The organism is Nonomuraea basaltis, assembly GCF_005893125.1.
GTDB lineage: Bacteria > Actinomycetota > Actinomycetes > Streptosporangiales > Streptosporangiaceae > Nonomuraea > Nonomuraea basaltis.
Genome location: NZ_VCJS01000109.1, coordinates 12,288 through 25,673 on the forward strand (window position 1 = coordinate 12,288; position 13,386 = coordinate 25,673).

Consider the following 13,386-nt stretch of genomic DNA (forward strand, 5'->3'; position numbering starts at 1 on the left):
TGGCGCGTTGCAGGGACTTTACGAGCCGGTTAGGTGATCAGGGAAGACTCCGTTACCCGATTGATTTCCCGCCGTCGGAACAAAGGTCGCGAATCAGCCGCCAACTGTTCGATGGGCACCTCGCCCGCCTGGCTGCCGTCGCGCAGCCGCACCGCCGCCTGCCCGCTCGCCACCTCGCGCGGCCCCACCACGAGCTGGTACGGCACCAGCCGGTGCGCCCTGATCCTGGCCCCCAGACTGCCCCGGCCGGCGGGCGCCAGCTCCGCCCGCAGCCCGGCGGCCACGCAGCGCCGCAGCACGTCCTCGGCGGCGGCCTGCTCGGCGTCCGACAGCGGCAGCACCACCGCCTGCACGGGCGCCAGCCACGCGGGGAACGCGCCGCCGTGCACCTCGATGAGGTGCGCGACCAGGCGTTCGATGGCGCCGACGACGCTGCGGTGCACCATGACGGGCCGGTGGCCGCCGACGTAGCCCAGGTCGAAGCGTTCCGGCTGGAAGTGGTCCACCTGGACGGTCGACAGGGTGCTCTCGCGGCCGGCGGGGTCGGCGATCTGGACGTCGATCTTCGGTCCGTAGAACGCGCCCTCGCCGTGCTCCTCGTCGTATTCCAGGCCGCGCTCCTTCAGCGCCTCGCGCAGGACGGCTTCGGAGCGTGCCCACATGGCGGGGTCGTCGACGAACTTGTCGCCGTCGCCGCGCAGCGACAGCCGGTAGCGCGCGGCCCGGATGCCGAGCCGGGCGTGCGCGGCCTCGATCAGGCCGAGCGCGGCCGACACTTCGGCGGCGGCCTGCTCGGGCGGGCAGAACACGTGCCCGTCATTGAGCTGCATGGCCCGCACCCTGGTCAGGCCGCCGAGGACGCCGGACAGCTCGGAGCGGTACTGGCCGCCCAGCTCGGCGATGCGCAGCGGCAGCTCGCGACGGGTGCGCTGGCGGGAGCGGTAGATGAGCGCGTGGTGCGGGCACAGGCTGGGTCTCAGCACGAACTCCTCCCCGCCCACGTTCATGGGCGGGAACATGTCCTCCGCGTAGTGCGCCCAGTGGCCGGAGCGTTCGTACAGCTCGCGTTTGCCCAGCACGGGAGAGTTGACGTGCTGGTAGCCGTTGCGGCGCTCCAGCTCGTGGACGTAGTCCTCGATGGCCTTGCGCATGGCCGCACCGGCGGGCAGCCAGTAGGGCAGGCCGGAGCCGATCAGCGGGTCGGTGTCGAAGATGCCCAGCTCGCGGCCGAGTCTGCGGTGGTCGTTCATGATCATCCTTTCCAGGGAAAGGGCGAACGACCGAGCTCCCGGGCATTCGCCCGGGAAGCGTGGATTCAGCGCGCCGGGACGAGGTCCGGCGTCGTCGTGACGAAGACGTGAGCGCGCTGCATGCCTCTCACCGTAGCACTCGAGGGGGCGTGAAAAAATCTTTCAAGAGAACCCCAAGGAATGGCAAATGATATAAAGGCTCCGTGGCCGAGATCACTCTGGACTTCTGCCAGCTGCAGGCGTTCGCGGAGGTCGGCTACCAGGTGGCGGGCGCCGGTGGCGCGCACGGGGCGATGGCCGCGCTGCGCCGGGTGGTCTCGCTGGACGCGTACGAGTTCGTCGCGTTCGATCCCGCCACGGGGCGGCACCGCAGCGTCGTGGCGGACGGGCACCGGCGCATCGACCGGGACGCCGCCGAGGAGTACGCCGGGCTGGAGGCGTACCGCAGGGCTCTGGCCACCCGGGCGCCGGTGAGCATGCCCGAGCCGGGCACCGAGCGTTACTTCCGCCGGCATTTGGCCCCGTACGGGTGGCGAGCCGGGCTGACCGCGCCGCTGTTCCTGAGCGAGGGCCGATTCACGGGGCTGCTGCACCTGGCGTCCAGGGAGGCGTTCCCGCGGCTCACCGGCGCGCTGGTGGCGGCGGTGAGCCCGATGCTCGCGCACGTCACCGACCTGACCAGGTGCGTGATCGACCCGGTGGGCCTGCCGGCCGACTTCCGCGCGGTCGCCTTCGACCGGGTCGGCACCCGGCGCGAGGTCCCCGGCCGGGAGGTGTCGGCCGCGTTGTGGGACGACCCCGCGATGGCCGCGTACGCCCGGGCGTTCATCGACTCGCGCCAGCTGAGCAGGCACGGGCTCTGGCTCGACGGCGACGCGCGCTGGCACGAGTTGCGGCTGCTCAGGGCCGGTGTCGGCTACCAGGGGGCGCTGCAGGGGGCCGTCGCGGCCGAGCGGCCGTGCCCGCTGCCGTACGACCTGACCGGCCGCGAGGTGGACGTGCTCACGCGGGTGGCGGCCGGCGACTCCAACCCGCAGATCGCCGCCGCGCTCGTGCTCAGCGTCCGCACGGTGACCACCCACCTGGAGCACATCTTCGCCAAGCTCGGCTGTGACAGCCGCACCCGGCTCACCACCAAGGCCCTCGCCGAGGGTCTGTGCCGCCTCGACGTCTAAACGGCCACGGCGGGCATTCTTGCCTGCAGCAGCTCGAACCAGACCGTCGTCGAGCCGTCCTCGCGGGTGAAGCCCCAGCGGTGGCTGAGCGCCTCGATCAGCGGCAGCCCCCGCCCGCTGGTGGCCTGCCCGCCGGAGGCCGGAGTGCTGGAACGGCACACGCACGGCGGCCCGTCGGACCCGGCGTCCGCCACGCACACCCGTACCGCCGACTCCGAGCTGGTCACGGTCACCGTGAACGAGCCGCCCGACCCCGACCTGGTGTGCAGGATCGCGTTGGTGGCCAGCTCGCTGGTGAGCAGCACCACGTCGTCGTAGAACGGATGATCGCGGCCCAGCGCGGCCGTCACGATCCCCCTGGCCCTGGACACCTGGGAGGGTACCCCCGGCAGCCGGACCACGAGATCGCGCGAGCCGGGCGGATCACCCCCGTTGATACGGTGAAAATCCGGCGGTGCCACGGCGACCTCCCCCATAGTCGAGCCCCTATCCCTCAGGCTGCGTTATGAGACGCGCCGGTGGTGGCCCGGAGTTATCGCGAAAAGGTAGGAATGCCCTTTCCCAAGGTCGCCTGCACGACCGCCGGCGGCTACCGAGTACGCTGCGATCGACGAGTCGTCTAGGCCCATAGGGGAGTCGTCGAGGCCCGTAGGGGAGCGAAGGAGGTCGCGTGAGCAGCCTGGAGGCCGTCTGGGTGCAGCCGTACGACCGGCCGGGGGCGGCGGTCGTGACCGGGGTCTTCGACATCCTGCACGTGGGACACGTGCGCTACCTGGGCGCGGTGGCGGCCCGCGGGCTGCCGCTCGTCGTCGGCGTCGAGGACGATCCGCGCGTGCGCGCCTGGAAGGGGCCGAGCCGGCCGTTCAACCCGTCGGCGGAGCGGGCCGAGGTGCTGGCCGCGCTCCGCTTCGTGACCGGCGTGTTCATCGTGACGGGCCCGCCCGAGGCGAACGGGCCGGAGGACTACATCGACCTGCTCGCGCCGATGCGGCCGGGCGCGCTGGCGCACACGGCGGGCGACCCGCACGCGGGCGCCCGCGCCGCCGCGGCCGCGATCCTGGGCGCCGACTGCTGGGAACTGGAGGCCATTCCGGGCCGCTCCACGACCCGGATCGTGAACGCGGCCGGCAAGGGCTGACCCCCGGGTCACGCGTCGTCCACCCGCCGCAGGCATTCACGCCGCCACCGGCATCGGCCAAGGGCGCTGGAGCCGGTCGTTGGTGCTACCCCATGCGGGTCCTTCGGCGAAGGGCGGCGCATGATCGCGTAATCTTTCATCACATGACGGCTGACCTGGTGGCGAAACGGGTGACGAATCTGCTGGCGCCCCAGGTGCTGGTGATCCTCATGCCGCCCGTCGTCGGCCTGCTCGCGCAGGGGTGGAGCGGCGCGGCGTGGGGCCTGGTGGCCTCGGCGTTCTGCGGCGGCGTGCCGGCGGCGGTGATCGCGGTGGGCGTGCGGTCCGGACGTCTCGACTCGCATCACATCGTGGACCGGGCACGGCGCACCGGCCCACTGCTCGCGGCTGTGGCGGCCGTGCTGGTGGCGCTGGCGCTGCTGGTCGTGCTGGGCGCGCCGACGCTGCTCGTCGCCACCGTGACCGCCATGCTGGCGGCGCTGGCCGTGACCGTGCCGATCACGCTGCGGTGGAAGATCTCCTTTCACGCCGCCGTGTCCGCGGGCACGGTCGTGGTGCTCGCCCACGTGCTGCCCGCCTGGCCGGCCGCGATCGCCGGGGCCGCCGTCGTGGCGCTGGTGTGCTGGGCCCGGGTACGCCTGGCGCACCACACCTGGGCGCAGGTGGCCGCGGGGGCGGCGGCCGGCACGCTGACGACGTGGGCGACACTGGCGGCGTTCGGCATCGAATAACCGGAATAGGCGCGTCGCTGCCGGGGTTGCCGCGAGCATGGATGCTGGCAATCGCGGCCGGGTACGCGTCGAGCGGACGGCCAAGCGCGTGAGGACCTATCTGGGCGGCCGGGTGGTGGCCGACACCACCTCCGCCCTTCTGGTGTGGGAGGTCCCGTACTACCCCACCTTCTACTTCCCGCTGACGGACGTGGACGAGGCCGCGCTCAAGGCGACCGGGACCACCAAGCACTCCCCGAGCAGGGGCGATGCCGTCGTCCACACGGTGACCTCCGGCACGGCGGAGGCGGCCGAGGCGGCGCTGGCGTACCCTGACTCGCCGCTGGAGGAGATCCGCGGCCACGTCCGCTTCGACTGGGACGCCATGGACGCCTGGTTCGAGGAGGACGAGCAGGTCTACTTCCACGCGCGCGATCCGTACACGCGGGTGGACATCCTGCCCAGCTCGCGGCACGTGCGGGTCGAGGTGGACGGCGTCACCGTGGCCGACTCGCGCAGCGCGCGCATCCTCTTCGAGACGGGGCTGCCCGCCCGCTACTACCTGCCGAAGACGGACGTACGGCTCGACCTGCTCGAACACACCGACACCGTCACCCACTGCCCGTACAAGGGCTCGGCGGAGTACTGGTCGGTCAACGGCAAGAAGGACCTGGCCTGGTCCTACCCGACGCCGCTGCCTGAGAGCGAGCGGATCGCCGGGCTGGTCGCGTTCTACAACGAGAAGCTCGACATTTACATCGACGGCGAGCTGGAGGAGCGGCCGAAGACCAAGTTCTCCTGACCAAGCGAAGAGCTCGGCTGCCACGTAAACGGCGATGGCATCGAACCGGCTTCGTCCCGTCACGCCTGTCCAGGAGGAAGCCCGCCGCCTGGTCGATCCGCTGGAGCGGCCTTTCGCGTGGCGGTGAGGTATGTGACTGCAGCTGTAAAGGCGAGCAGTGCGGTCCAGACGTTGAGGCGCAGACCGAGGATGTGGTGGGCGGGGTCGATGCGGAGCCACTCGATCCAGGCGCGACCGGCGGTGTAGGCGGCGGCGTAGAGCGCGAATGTCCGGCCACGGTCGAGCCGGAACCGCCGTTCGGCCCAGACGACGAACCCCGCCACGCCCAGGTTCCACAGCGACTCGTAGAGGAAGGCCGGGTGGTAGGTGGCCGTGGATTCCATACCGGGTGGCCGATGGGCGGGGTCGATCTCCAGCGCCCAGGGCAGGGTTGTCGGCCTGCCGTACAGCTCCTGGTTGAACCAGTTGCCCCAGCGGGCGATCGCCTGCCCGAGCGCGATCCCGGGCGCGACGGCGTCGGCGAAGTCGCGCAGCGCGATGCCGCGCCGGCGGCAGGCCAGCCACGCGCCCACCGCGCCGCCCGCGACGGCGCCCCAGATGCTGATCCCGCCCTCCCAGATCGCGAACGCGCGCAGCGGGTCGTTGCCGGGGCCGAAGTACTGCTGCCAGTCGGTGGCCACGTGGTAGAGCCGGGCACCGACCAGGCCGAACGGCACGGCCCAGGTGGCGATGTCCCCGACCGCGCCAGGCTCGCCGCCGCGAGCGACCCAGCGGCGCTGGGTCACCCAGATGCCGACGAGGACGGCGAGCAGCATCAGCAGGGCGTAGGCGCGGATCGGGAGCGGGCCGAGGTGCCAGACGGCTTGGGTCGGGCTGGGGATGGCGGTCACGCCGTCGAGTCTGGTTCCGGCACGGCGGCGCCCGCATCGAGCGGAATGCTGATTACGTGATCAGTCGACTGGTTGATGCCGAACGGACGGGTGGTTGATTATCGTCGGTGGTGTGGAGTCCTGGGAGCGGTCGCGGCGCCGGTGGCAGCACGCCTTCTTCGCCTCATGGCTGGTGCTGACCTCGGCTGGACCCCTGACGGAGGCGGGCCAGGTACTCCCGGTGGTGCTGGTGGCCGGGCTGGCCGCTTGGTATGCGGTGTGGTTCGTGCTGCGCACGCCGCCCCCGGGTGACGTGCCCGTGCCATACGTGCTCGGCGGTGGGTTGCTCTGGCTGGGGCTGTTCGCCCTCGATTCCTCCTTCCTGGTGGTCGTGCTGAGCGTGCTCGTGCCGTACTGCATGGACGCCGTGCGGGTCGGGCTGGTCGCGGTGGTGTCGTGTGCCGGGGGCTGGCTGTGGCATCGTTTCCACGCGACCGGGTCAATCACCTGGGCCGAGATCGCCATCGCCGCGCTGATCGCGATCAGCGCGGCCACCGCGGTCGGATACTTCAGCTCGGTGTCCCGGCAGAGCGCCGAGCGCAAGCGGCTCCTCGATCAGCTGCAGGCCGCGCAGGAGGCGCGGGCGGCGGCCGAACGGCAGGCGGGCGTGGCGGCCGAGCGGCAGCGGCTGGCCCGCGACATCCACGACAGCCTGACCCAGGGGTTCGCCAGCGTGGCGATGTTGCTGGAGGCGGCCCAGGCGACCCTGCCGGACAACAAGCACCTGACCCAGGCGCTGCGGGCGGCACGGGAGAATTTGGCGGAAAGCCGCCGGGTGGTGAGAGCGCTGCGACCCGGCCAACTCGACGAGTGCGGCCTACCGGAGGCCCTGCAGCTGCTGGCCGGCCGGCTGTCGGATGAAACCGGCATCGACGCGCACACCGTGATCACCGGCAAGCTCCGGCCGCTCCAAGCCCAGGCCCAGGCGGAGCTGCTGCGCGTGGCGCAGGAGGCGGTGGCCAACGTTCGCCGCCATGCCCGCGCCGAGCAGGTCACGCTGACCCTGTCGTATATGGAGGACCTGGTCGTGCTCGATGTCCACGACGACGGCGACGGTTTCGATCCGGGGCGGGCCGCCTTCGGACACGGCCTTTCGATCATGCGGGAGAGGATGGAGCAGCTCGGCGGCACGCTACTCGTGGAAAGTGCCCCGGGTGCGGGCGCCACAGTGGTGGCCAGCCTCCCAGCGGTGGCTTTGAGCGGGGCGCGATGACCGTCCGGGTCCTGATCGCCGACGACCACCCGGTGGTCCGCGACGGCATACGGGCGATGCTCGGCACCCAGGACGACCTGGAGGTGGTCGGCGAAGCGGTCTCCGGCGCAGATGCGGTGCGGCTGGCACGCGACTTGCGGCCCGACGTCACCCTGATGGACCTGCAGCTGCCCGAGATCGACGGCGCGACGGCGATCAGCCGGATCCGCGAACATGACCCAGGCGCCAAGGTGATCGTCTTGACCACTTACGACACCGATGGCGACATCTCCCGCGCCATCGACGCGGGAGCCATCGGCTACATGCTCAAGGACGCCGGCCGTGAGCAGCTGTTCGACGCGATCCGGGCGGCGGCGCGAGGGGAGAGCGCCCTGTCGCCGGCGATCGCGACCCGAGTGTTGTCGTGGGCGCGTGCCGATGCTCCCGATGCCCTCAGCGGTCGGGAGGTCGAGGTTCTCGGCGCGGTCGCCCAGGGGATGAGTAACAAGGCCATCGCCGCCCACCTGTGCATCAGCGAGGCCACGGTCAAGACCCACCTGCTGCACATCTTCGCCAAGCTCGGCGTGGACGACCGCACCGCCGCAGTGACGGTCGCCGCTTCCCGCGGCATCATCCGGCTGGGCGGTTAGCTGCTTCAGCTCAGAGATGGGAGTCCGGGGTGTGCCGCTTGGTGCCACACCCGGGACGCCACGACAAGAACCTGAGCCGGCGTCAGGGGGCCGTCCAATGGGGGTCGCGGCCGAGGTAGCGCAGGAGGGTCGCGACGTCGTCGTCGCCCGTCTCCGGCTCCAGGGCCGCGGCGTACGCGCCCCAGGCGCGCAGCGGCTCGACGATCTCCTTGGCGACCCGCAGCAGGGGCTGCGCCAGTTCGGGCGTGAGCGGCGACGGCGCGCCCGCGGCCATGGCGATGTCCCAGGCGTGCACGGCCGCGTCGAGCGCGCACGCCGTGGACCCGGACCACGGGGACATCTTGTGCGGCGGCACCGGCGTCGGCACCTCGGCGGCGTCCCGGTCGACGCCCGCCCACGCCTTGGCCGAGCGGGCCAGGGCGTCCTCCAGGAACGCCGCCGGGTCCTCCTCCAGCACGCCGGACGGGTCGAACGGGTTGAAGGAGGGGCCGGGCTCGCCGGTCAGCGCCGAGGCGAAGCCGATCTGGTCACCGACGGCGTGCTGGAAGACCTTGGTGACGCTCCAGCCCGCGCAGGGCGTGGGCAGGTCCCAGCCGCCGGCGGGAACGGCGCCGACCGCCTTGCGCAGCGCCTCGTGCGACGCGTCCAGAACGTCCCAGCCGCTGGAGATCGTGGTGTCGCTCATCGGTGACTCCCTTTTTCGTCGGTTCCTCCACTCTACCAGAACGGAATGCTTTATTCCACTATTTGACCCCTCCCGGCCGCCTCGGCGACCAAGCCCCTGATCAGCATGTCCAGGGCGTGCTCGAAGTCCGCCGCCGGGTCCACGCCCCGCTGCGTTCCGCGCAGCAGCCTGCTGAAGTGCGGCAGCGCCACCGGGTCCATCTCGCGGATGTACGCGCCGACCTGCCGGCCGCCCGCATGCTCCCCGGGATCCCCGGTGAACCCGCCCGTGGACATCATCAGTGAGCCGAACACCAGGCTGTTCACCGCGCCCAGCGCCCGCCACGTGCCCACGTCGTCGAACCCCGCCTGAAACAACGCGCCGGCCAGGGCGTCGATCGGCTGAAGCGCGCGTACCGACGTCGGGTTGGACTGGTCGGTGACCAGCGCGAGCGGCACCACCGGATGGCGGCCGAACGCCCGGTACATGCTCAGCGCCAATTCCCGGACCTGCTCCTGCCACGCCAGCGCCCTGTCCGGCCGCTCGACTTGGGCGAACACCCGCTCCGCGATGCCGTCGAGGATGTCGGCCTTGTTCGAGACATGGTTGTAGTGGCGGACGTCGCTCAGGACGCCTTGGGTGTCGTGGCCACGCTCGCCGACGGGCGGGCCCTGCGCGGGGCGTACCTGGTGGGGTGCGACGGCGGGCGGAGCGCGGTGCGCAAGCGGTCGGGGTTCGCGTTCGAGGGCACGCCGCCGACCATGACCGGGCGGACCGCGGTGGCCGAGCTGGCCGACCCGGGGGCGATCGCGTCGTCGCTGCGCAGCCCGGGCGGGCTGGTCAACCTGTCGCTGGTGCCCGGCGAGATCGCCACGGTGGAGTTCGACGGAGGGCCCGACGGCCGGGACGGGCCGATGACGGCCGAGGAGCTGCGGGCCAGCCTGCGGCGGGTGACCGGCCTTGACGTCGTGGTCAGGCGGGTGGAGACCGGGATCCGGTACAGCGACAACACGCGGCACGCGGAGACGTACCGGAAGGGGCGGGTGCTGCTGGCGGGGGACGCGGCGCATGTGCACTCGCCGATCGGCGGGCAGGGGCTCAACCTGGGGCTGCAGGACGCCGTCAACCTGGGGTGGAAGCTGGCCTTCGTCGCTCGGGGGCGCGCGCCTGAGAGCCTGCTCGACACCTACACCGATGAGCGGCATCCGGTGGCGGCCCGGGTGCTGCGCAACACCCGGGCCCAGGTCGCGTTGATGCGGCCGGGAGCGCAGGTGGACGCGCTGCGTGAGGTGCTGTCGGAGGTGCTGGCGCTGCCGGAGGCGCGGCGGCACTTCACCGGGATGGCCGACGGCACGGACGTGGACTACGCGCCGGGCTCGGCCGTCCCGCTCGTCGGGCGGTTCGCGCCGCCGCTGGAGCCGCACGATGCCGCGGCGTCCTGGACTCTCGCCGAGCTGCTGCGGGACGGGCGCGGACTCCTGGCCGACCTGTCGGGCGCGCTCGTCGAGGCCGGGGGAGCCGAAGCGGATGGGGTCGCGGGCGGGGGCGCCTGGCCGGCGGCGGCCGTGGCCGGCCATCGCGACCGCGTGCGCCCGGTCCGCGCCGTCGCCCCAGGCGCACCTGCCGCGTCCGGCGGTGCGAGCCTGCTGCTGGTGCGGCCGGACGGCTACATCGCCTGGGCGGGGGAGGGTGACGGGCTCGGCGAGGCGCTCGTCACGTGGTTCGGCCCGCCCAGGTGACAGGTCAGGCGAGCAGGCGGGCGAGGACGCGGGTGCCGAACTCCAGGCCCTCCACCGGCACGCGCTCGTCCTTCCCGTGGAACATGCCGAAGTAGTCCAGATCCGGCCGGAGCATGAGCGGCGCGAAACCGTACCCCTTGATGCCGATCCTGGCGAAGGACTTGGCGTCGGTGCCACCGCTCATCACGTACGGCACCGGTCTGGCCAGGGGGTCCTCGGCGACCAGCGCCCCGGCGAGCTCGTCGAAGAACGCCGACGGGTACGGCGCCGCGGGCGCGCCCTCCAGGTTGACGAACTCGCGGGTGATCTTCGGCCCGAGCAGCTCGTCGATCGTCTGCAGGAACTCCTCCTGCAGGCCGGGCAGATAGCGCCCGTCCACGTGCGCCTCGGCCGTCGAGGGCACCACGTTGACCTTGTAGCCGGCATCCAGCATGGTCGGGTTCGCCGAGTTGCGGATCTGGCTCTTGAACAGGCTGCCGAGTGGTCCCAGCCGGGCCGCCTCGGCGTCCAGGCGATCCAGGTCGATCGGCCGGCCGGTGAGCTCCGACAGGCTCTGGATGAGCGCGGCGACCGACGGCGTCAGGCGTACCGGCCACTGGTGGGAGGCCACCCGCGACAGCGCGTGGACCAGCGTGGCGACCGGGTTGTCCACCGGGGGACGCGAGCCGTGCCCGGCCACGCCGTGCGCGGTGAGCTTCATCCAGGCGGTGCCGCGCTCGCCCACGGCGATCGGGTAGACGCGGTGCCCGTCCGAGGCCACGCTGAAGCCTCCCGACTCGCTGATCGCCTCGCTCACGCCGTCGAACAGGTCCCGGTGCTCGGTCACCGCGTGCCGCGAGCCGTATTCGCCCGTCGCCTCCTCGTCGGCCAGGAACGCCAGCACCAGGTCACGCCGGGGACGCACGCCGCGCGCGGCCAGGTCGAGCACGGTCGCGAGCGTCATCGCGCACGAGCCCTTCATGTCGACCGCGCCCCGGCCGTACACGCAGCCGTCCACGATCTCCCCGGAGAACGGGTGCATCCGCCACTCGGCCGGGTCGGCGGGCACCACGTCGAGGTGGCCGTGGATGAGCAGCGCGTCGGGGGAGTCGCCGTCGATCCTGGCCACGACCGTGGTGCGCTTCGGCGCCGACTCGAACACGACCGGCTCCAGGCCCGCGTCGGCGAGCAGCGTGGCGACGTACTCGGCGGCCGGCCGCTCACCCGAGCCCGGGTTGGTGGTGTCGAACCTGATCAGATCCGAGCAGATCTCGGCAACGCTCTTCACACTCTTCCCTTCAGAGTCAGCGGGGGCACCCCGGGCGTCTCGATGCCGAAGATCAGCCCGTAGAAGGCCAGCTCGGCCTCGAGCACCGCGACGATAGTCTCCTCCCTGCGCCAGCCGTGCTGTTCGCCGGGGAAGGTCAGCAGGGCCCACTCTTTGCCATGCCTGTCCAATTCGGCGGTGAAGCGCTCGGCCTGGCCGACGTCCACGATCGCGTCCTCCAGGCCGTGCAGCATGAGGCACGGGCCCGACGCGCGGAAGGCGTTCAGCAGCGGCGAGCGCTCACTGTAGCGCTGCCGCGTCTCGGGCAGCGGGCCCACCAGCCCGTCCAGGTAGCGGGACTCGAAGTCGTGCGTCTCGGCCGCCCAGCTCTCCGGGTCGGTGATCGCGTAGTGCGCGACCCCGCCCGCGAACACGTCGCTGTGCACGAGCGCCGCCACCGTGGTCCAGCCGCCGGCGCTGCCGCCGCGGATGGCGAGCTTCGCGGCGTCGGCGCGGCCCAGCTCGACCAGGCCGCGCGCCACCTTGGCGCAGTCCTGCACGTCCACCACGCCCCACTGGTGGCGCAGCCGCTCCCGGTAGGCGCGGCCGTAACCGGTGGAGCCGCCGTAGTTCACCACGGCCACGCCGATGCCCCGGCTGGTGAAGTAGGCGATCTCCAGGTCGAGCACGATCGGCAGGTGGCCGGTAGGGCCGCCGTGCACGAAGATCACGTACGGGGCGGGGCCGCTCTGGGCCCCGGACGGCGGGTAGAGGTGCGCGTGCACGCCGTCGATCGTCACGGCCTCGGGAGTGGGCAGCAGGCCACGGTCCGGCAGCGGCTTGGGCGCCGACACGACCTCTTGTGCTCCGTCGCCGAGGTCGACGAGCGTGACCTCCAGCGGCGTGTACGGCGTCGCGCGCACGGCCGCCGCCCTGCCGCCCGCCACGGACACGGTCGAGGACCAATGGGTGGCATCGCCGCCGATCTCCCGCAGCTCCCCGGTCTCCGGGTCGAGCACGCCGAGCCGGCGCCGGTCGGCCGTCCCGTACACGGCGGCCAGGCTCCCGCCCTCCGCGACGGCGAAGTACGTCATGCCCGGCTTCCACGCCGCGCCGCCGAACTCCAGCTCCATCGGGGTGAGGTTCTTGCCGGGGGAGCCGTCCACGTGGACGAGGTGCACGTTCCACCAGCCGGTGGGGTCGGTGGCCGCGTACAGGCTCGCGTCGTCGCGCCACTCCGCCTGGACGACCGACTCCCGGGGGCCGCCCGCGACCACCCGGTGCTCGCCCGCCGTGCCGTCCTGGCCCAAGGGGGCCACGCAGAGCTCGGTGCCGTCCCAGGGCATGTTCGGGTGGTCCCAGCCGATCCAGGAGATATATCGGCCGCCCGGGGAGATGCGGGGATTCATCAGGAAATGCTGGGCTCTGACGATGATCCTGAGCGGGCCTCCGTCCAACGGCACCGCCACCAGGTCGCGCACGTCGCCGGTCTCCCGGACCGCCCACACCTCGTCCCGGCCCGGCGGCAAGTAGAGGTCCGCGTAGCGCGAGAGGCCCTCCGGGGTGATCGGCGCGGGCCCGTCTTCCCGAAGGGGGCCGTCGAGGCGGTAGAGGCGCTGGTCGGCCCAGTTCGTGAAGACGATCCCGCCGCCCGGCAGCGGCCGCCAGGAGCGGCCGCCGTACTCGATCACGCGGTTGCGCGCGTTCCACCCGGCAGGCAGCGCGTCGGTACGGGAGCCGTCCGGCAGCCGGCGCACCACGCACCGCCTGCCGCCCTCGTGCGGGCGCGGCTCGTCCCACCAGACCTCGACACCGGAGGGCGTGGCCACCGCCTCCACCCACTGAGGGCCGCCGTCGGTACGGGCCACGTCGATCGGTCGAATGCTCATCA

At 72.2% G+C, this 13,386-nt stretch carries 14 protein-coding genes; 7 read left to right on the forward strand and 7 right to left on the reverse strand.

All coding sequences use genetic code 11. The annotated features are described in order from the left end of the window. Window positions 1-29: 29 nt before the first annotated feature. On the reverse strand, window positions 30-1,409 hold the full coding sequence (thrS, locus tag EJK15_RS38830; RefSeq protein WP_338089911.1) for a threonine--tRNA ligase: 1,380 nt from the start codon (window positions 1,407-1,409) through the stop codon (window positions 30-32). Window positions 1,410-1,453: 44 nt separating this feature from the next. Here thrS and EJK15_RS38835 point away from each other — a divergent pair, with 44 nt between their 5' ends. After that, window positions 1,454-2,425: a helix-turn-helix transcriptional regulator gene (locus EJK15_RS38835; protein ID WP_138715467.1), complete on the forward strand. Its 972-nt coding sequence runs from the start codon at window positions 1,454-1,456 to the stop codon at window positions 2,423-2,425. On the opposite strand, the gene EJK15_RS38840 is transcribed toward EJK15_RS38835, so the two are convergent. Beyond that, complete coding sequence (locus EJK15_RS38840; protein ID WP_240777487.1) at window positions 2,422-2,886, reverse strand: ATP-binding protein; 465 nt, start codon at window positions 2,884-2,886, stop codon at window positions 2,422-2,424. The two genes, EJK15_RS38835 and EJK15_RS38840, sit on opposite strands and share 4 nt — an antisense overlap. Before the next feature lie 209 nt (window positions 2,887-3,095). Between EJK15_RS38840 and EJK15_RS38845 the strand changes: the two genes are divergently transcribed. From EJK15_RS38845 to EJK15_RS38855, 3 genes are all read left to right on the forward strand, one after another. After that, window positions 3,096-3,563 (forward strand): adenylyltransferase/cytidyltransferase family protein, encoded by a 468-nt coding sequence (locus tag EJK15_RS38845; RefSeq protein WP_138715469.1) that lies wholly within the window; start codon window positions 3,096-3,098, stop codon window positions 3,561-3,563. 143 nt (window positions 3,564-3,706) lie between these two features. Beyond that, window positions 3,707-4,294 (forward strand): hypothetical protein, encoded by a 588-nt coding sequence (locus tag EJK15_RS38850; protein ID WP_138715470.1) that lies wholly within the window; start codon window positions 3,707-3,709, stop codon window positions 4,292-4,294. A gap of 37 nt (window positions 4,295-4,331) precedes the next feature. Further along, window positions 4,332-5,075 (forward strand): DUF427 domain-containing protein, encoded by a 744-nt coding sequence (locus EJK15_RS38855; RefSeq protein WP_138715471.1) that lies wholly within the window; start codon window positions 4,332-4,334, stop codon window positions 5,073-5,075. 59 nt (window positions 5,076-5,134) lie between these two features. On the opposite strand, the gene lgt is transcribed toward EJK15_RS38855, so the two are convergent. Then, window positions 5,135-5,965, reverse strand: a complete 831-nt coding sequence (gene lgt / locus EJK15_RS38860; protein ID WP_138715472.1) for a prolipoprotein diacylglyceryl transferase — start codon at window positions 5,963-5,965, stop codon at window positions 5,135-5,137. 112 nt (window positions 5,966-6,077) lie between these two features. Here lgt and EJK15_RS38865 point away from each other — a divergent pair, with 112 nt between their 5' ends. Both EJK15_RS38865 and EJK15_RS38870 read left to right on the forward strand, forming a co-directional pair. Then, complete coding sequence (locus tag EJK15_RS38865) at window positions 6,078-7,217, forward strand: sensor histidine kinase (protein WP_138715473.1); 1,140 nt, start codon at window positions 6,078-6,080, stop codon at window positions 7,215-7,217. After that, on the forward strand, window positions 7,214-7,846 hold the full coding sequence (locus EJK15_RS38870; protein ID WP_138715474.1) for a response regulator: 633 nt from the start codon (window positions 7,214-7,216) through the stop codon (window positions 7,844-7,846). Before EJK15_RS38865 ends, EJK15_RS38870 begins: the two co-directional genes overlap by 4 nt. 82 nt (window positions 7,847-7,928) lie before the next feature. On the opposite strand, the gene EJK15_RS38875 is transcribed toward EJK15_RS38870, so the two are convergent. Both EJK15_RS38875 and EJK15_RS38880 read right to left on the reverse strand, forming a co-directional pair. Then, window positions 7,929-8,531, reverse strand: a complete 603-nt coding sequence (locus tag EJK15_RS38875) for a TIGR03086 family metal-binding protein (RefSeq protein WP_138715475.1) — start codon at window positions 8,529-8,531, stop codon at window positions 7,929-7,931. 50 nt (window positions 8,532-8,581) lie between these two features. After that, on the reverse strand, window positions 8,582-9,070 hold the full coding sequence (locus tag EJK15_RS38880) for a TetR/AcrR family transcriptional regulator C-terminal domain-containing protein (protein ID WP_206061373.1): 489 nt from the start codon (window positions 9,068-9,070) through the stop codon (window positions 8,582-8,584). A 42-nt stretch (window positions 9,071-9,112) separates the two neighbouring features. Between EJK15_RS38880 and EJK15_RS38885 the strand changes: the two genes are divergently transcribed. Further along, window positions 9,113-10,249 (forward strand): FAD-dependent monooxygenase, encoded by a 1,137-nt coding sequence (locus tag EJK15_RS38885; RefSeq protein ID WP_206061374.1) that lies wholly within the window; start codon window positions 9,113-9,115, stop codon window positions 10,247-10,249. Window positions 10,250-10,253: 4 nt separating this feature from the next. Here EJK15_RS38885 and EJK15_RS38890 read toward each other — a convergent pair whose 3' ends face one another. After that, complete coding sequence (locus tag EJK15_RS38890) at window positions 10,254-11,516, reverse strand: M20/M25/M40 family metallo-hydrolase (protein ID WP_138715476.1); 1,263 nt, start codon at window positions 11,514-11,516, stop codon at window positions 10,254-10,256. Next, window positions 11,513-13,384, reverse strand: a complete 1,872-nt coding sequence (locus EJK15_RS38895; RefSeq protein ID WP_171074775.1) for a S9 family peptidase — start codon at window positions 13,382-13,384, stop codon at window positions 11,513-11,515. Before EJK15_RS38895 ends, EJK15_RS38890 begins: the two co-directional genes overlap by 4 nt. Window positions 13,385-13,386 lie beyond the last annotated feature (2 nt).

Bases quoted from the DNA above. Each gene is read 5' to 3' on its own strand.
- EJK15_RS38850 (WP_138715470.1), top strand. From the start codon at position 3,707: ATGACGGCTGACCTGGTGGCGAAACGGGTGACGAATCTGCTGGCGCCC.
- EJK15_RS38855 (WP_138715471.1), top strand. From the start codon at position 4,332: ATGGATGCTGGCAATCGCGGCCGGGTACGCGTCGAGCGGACGGCCAAG.
- EJK15_RS38870 (WP_138715474.1), top strand. From the start codon at position 7,214: ATGACCGTCCGGGTCCTGATCGCCGACGACCACCCGGTGGTCCGCGAC.
- EJK15_RS38875 (WP_138715475.1), bottom strand. From the start codon at position 8,531: ATGAGCGACACCACGATCTCCAGCGGCTGGGACGTTCTGGACGCGTCG.
- EJK15_RS38885 (WP_206061374.1), top strand. From the start codon at position 9,113: ATGGTTGTAGTGGCGGACGTCGCTCAGGACGCCTTGGGTGTCGTGGCC.
- EJK15_RS38895 (WP_171074775.1), bottom strand. From the start codon at position 13,384: ATGAGCATTCGACCGATCGACGTGGCCCGTACCGACGGCGGCCCTCAG.